Origin of the sequence: Bacillus cereus group sp. MYBK14-1, assembly GCF_051916885.1 — a bacterium.
In the GTDB taxonomy this organism is placed as follows: Bacteria; Bacillota; Bacilli; order Bacillales; family Bacillaceae_G; genus Bacillus_A; species Bacillus_A cereus.
Genome location: NZ_JBQAHM010000043.1, coordinates 1 through 4,156 on the forward strand (window position 1 = coordinate 1; position 4,156 = coordinate 4,156).

Consider the following 4,156-nt stretch of genomic DNA (forward strand, 5'->3'; position numbering starts at 1 on the left):
TTCCATATATCGGACATATACTATTGTAAGGTCGGCATCCAAATGACCCAAATAAATACCCACGCCAAGAAATAAAACTACAAAGTATTTCTTGGCACCTTTTACATAAAATTAATTTATTAAAAATGCACAAACCTAATACTAAAATATTAACATTATATGACTAAAGATGAATGAACCTATACAAGCAATCCATATTCATAAAATTAAAATACTTATATATTGAATTTAACAGAAAAATCTTTATGTTGAAACACCAAATTCATGCGCCAATCATCCCACTGTAATTTTTTATTTGATTAACTATTATAATCATTTCATCTTTTTCTCTAGGCATCAAACCTTCTATATAACTATGACATAATTTGTCACCATTTTAATTTGTAATCCTAACTAATTAAATGATAAAAAAAGGGGGGGCGTGCACCATCTCTTTCCAACATATACTTCTTCAAAAAAATAGAAAGACACTTGTCTCTCTTTCAAAAGTATTTTTTGGAATTTCAAATTGTCCCCCTTAGTATCAAACCTAGAACAGCCATAATTATCGTACTGATAATTATCCGTAAAATCCAAGAAGTATTTGTGCTGATTTTTTCTAATTGCTTATTAATTGTAGAAATGTCTTTCTCGTTAATTATTATTCGAGTTTCTAAATTACGAATATCACGCATGATCTCTTTGTGTTCTGATTTTAGACTGTCAATTTTCACATTTACGTCTTCCATATACTCACGCCCTTATAACATCTTAATAGAACAGTCTTAATATATTATGAGACAACCTTTTTCGATGTGAATGTATATGAGTTATTTCTATGTTGAATCTTCATTCTATACATTTTCCCCAATCTTATTTATCATTACTAAACTAGTACAAGTGTTTGTTAATTGACTAATGGCTGTACTAATTAATCAAATTTGGACATTTTGTTAGAACTTCAATTGAAACTCAATTACATTCTTCATATTTTAAGTATTATCATTAAAAAGTTTAGAAAATCTACGTACAAAAAATAGGTGCTGTGAAATAATACTATTTCACAGCATTTTATCAATTTCGATAGTTATTACTAACTCTATATCTCCGTCTACAGAGCATTAAACGCACATTTTTTCAATAAAAAGTGAGCATCCAGGACAATAGATGCTCTTAATGTATAAGGAGTTCTAACCAAAACTTAGAATGGAGGAGAAGCGTTCAAGCTCGTCCTATACTCTAATATATGCTTGTTCTCCTTGAAAGGTGAAAAATAAAAAGACACCTTAATTAGATGTCTTTTCGGGTTTAAGAGAAAGATACCATGTGAAAAGCCTTTCTGTATCATTGTATGATTATGAATTTTCGTTATGATTTAAATAGTTTTTAAATATCTTTTAAATACGTTTATTGTATATTTGTTTAGTTAATGATTTTGTTACGAATAACGGACACAGTAAATTCTAATGAAAAAATTTTTAGTAGGCTTAATCATTGATACGAACTAGCTTTTTTTTAATTATTTCCCATATATTCAAACAAGGCCTATTTCACTCCACTCCTGTATTGTTAATTTATTTGCACAATTTAATTAAAATTCATATATACTACTTGTGCACATGTATTTAGGTCACATGTGGGAGTGTGATCTGAAACCTACTTTTCAAAAAGCGCTATATAAGCGCTTTTTTTGATGTGTAAAATGTTTTTTTATACAAAACATACTAAGATTAGTAGTGCAGACCAAGGCATTGGTTCGCACTACTATTTTTTATATAGTAGAAGTGAAGAGAAGGTCGTGGGTGTCTTGGGATCCTGAATCCGTATACAAAACTGACCTTCTTCACTTACCTTATTTGAATCAGTTTTTAGTATGTTGGTCTTCGAGATCGTGTATAAGAAATGAGAATCGATAAGTGTAAGTTGAAGACTTCAATTCCACCTGAGGAGGAGCTATATGAAACACGTTATTGCATTTGATGTCAGTATGGGTAAAAGTTATATGGTAATTTATAATGCACAAAAACAATGCGTATTCGAAAGTGAAATCAAGCATTCTAAGCCTGATTTTAAAAAACTACAAGAAAAGATACATAATCTTACAGATGAAACCGGCGAATCACCTAAAATTGTATTCGAAGCAACAGGGATCTATTCCAGACAGCTAGAACGATTTATGCAAAATAACCAGTATACATATTGTTTATTAAATCCATTAGAAGCCAAAATACAATGTGATTCCTTGCGGATTCATAAGACAGACCGAAGCGACGCACACCGATTAGCTCTCACCCATTTTACAGTTACCCGAAGGGTATCTACCGAAACTGATAATTTATTCTATCAGTTAAAATCTCTATCTAGATTATATAGTGAACTGGATGATGAATTATCAATAATTCGCGGCCGTATGCATAAAGTAATCCAATTAACATTTCCAGAATTGGAAAGAATATTTACTAGTAAATCTGATTTGTTTTTAAATTTTGTTCAACTATTTCCCCACCCAGATTGTGTTTTAGGTCTTTCTAAAACCATTATAAAAAATCGTATTCGTGCCAACACCAATAAAAAAATATCAAATATTACGGCGGAGAAAAAAGCGATTCAGATACTTGAAATAGCGGAAATTTGCTATCCTGCTGTTTCTCAGAACGATGTTCTGTGTGACCAGCTCAAATTATACGCAAGGCGCTATCAAGAGCTTCTTCACCAAAAAGAAAGCTGTATTAGCAAGATGGTGTATGTAGCTAAGCAACGTGCAGAATATGATATCATTCGCAGTCTCCCTGGGATTGGACCCAATACTGCCGTACGCTTGATGGCTGAAATAGGAGATATTACTCGTTTTAACAATAACAAGCAACTCAATGCATTTGCTGGTATTGATATACGCCGTTTTCAATCAGGTAAAACCTTTTTTAAAGATAAAATCAATAAACGTGGAAATAAGCATTTGCGGAAGCTCCTTTTCCTTATCATCCAGAACATGATTAAACAACGACGTTACGGACAAAATCATATTGTTGAGTATTACGATAAATTAAAAACGCAACCTTATAACAAGTGTCATAAAGTTGCGTCCATTGCATGTGTAAATAAATTATTGAAGCTTCTCTTCTATCTCATTACACATAATATGCACTATGATTATCGGTTAACCGCCTGAAACCATAGTTTCATCCATCATACCATATCTTCCCCCTAGTAAAAAATGAACACATATTAGGGGTATTTGGTTTGCATTCTATTCGGCTTGAAATTTCTGGAATTCAATCAATTATAGCTCTAAAAAACAGTTGACTAATCGTAAGAAAGACACCCAATTAAACAAACATCACTTCATATGATATATTCCATCCTATCTTTTTAGAGTGGATAGTCGTTACAGAAGTGCACTCTACGGAGTGCTCTTACATTTTCATACCAAATAGCGTTTTTATAAACAACTTGTCACCTTTAAATCAGACAAGCATATATTATTGTATGGGGCACTCCACTCCATAAGTTCAACCCTTTTAGTCTAGATGCACACTTATATGTGTGCTCTTTTTTATTCACTTGAAATAACGATTTTGTTCAATAGAAAAAGAACATCCGGGGCAGTAGACGCTCTTAATACGATTGGAGTGTTAACTGAATAAATGGAATAGGCGCGGTTAAGCTTATCCTGTACTTTAATAAAAAGTAAAAAGACACCTTAATTAGGTGTCTTTTCAGAGTGCCAGAGGTAATCTATATGTTGGATAGACCTTTCTATATCATTGTATGACCATCAATTCTTGTTATGCCTAAAAAAGGTTTTTAATACGTTAATTGTGTAGTTTTAACATAACAAAGAATAAGAATCTGTTATGGACACTTTTTTATACGAACAAAATATAAATTCTAGTTAAGAAATATTAGTAGGCTTGTTCATTACATCATTGATACGAACCAACTTAATTATTTAGGATGCATGGTGAACTACCCGCCACTTAACGTCCTAACGGACTGTTTGAAGTGGGGGCTTCTCGGTTAGTCGTTACTTTTGGTAGCTAACGAATTCGTCCTAAGACAGCCGAGTTAACTCCCTTGTTCCAAGGGTTATTTTATTGCTATCTATGCTAACGCCAATAGGCGTATTGCTTCATTTTTGATATTGATAGCTGCGTTATAATCTCTATCGAGATTTACA

2 protein-coding genes and 1 pseudogene are annotated in these 4,156 nt (G+C 32.3%); 1 reads left to right on the forward strand and 2 read right to left on the reverse strand.

Annotated elements, in window-relative coordinates:
• Window positions 1-503: 503 nt before the first annotated feature.
• On the reverse strand, window positions 504-728 hold the full coding sequence (locus ACTFR3_RS30375; protein ID WP_098282302.1) for a hemolysin XhlA family protein: 225 nt from the start codon (window positions 726-728) through the stop codon (window positions 504-506).
• Between the two features lie 1,208 nt (window positions 729-1,936).
• Between ACTFR3_RS30375 and ACTFR3_RS30380 the strand changes: the two genes are divergently transcribed.
• On the forward strand, window positions 1,937-3,148 hold the full coding sequence (locus ACTFR3_RS30380; protein WP_102957213.1) for an IS110 family transposase: 1,212 nt from the start codon (window positions 1,937-1,939) through the stop codon (window positions 3,146-3,148).
• A 932-nt stretch (window positions 3,149-4,080) separates the two neighbouring features.
• On the opposite strand, the pseudogene ACTFR3_RS30385 reads toward ACTFR3_RS30380, so the two are convergent.
• A pseudogene (locus ACTFR3_RS30385) lies at window positions 4,081-4,156 on the reverse strand (RNA-guided endonuclease InsQ/TnpB family protein); the annotation flags it as partial.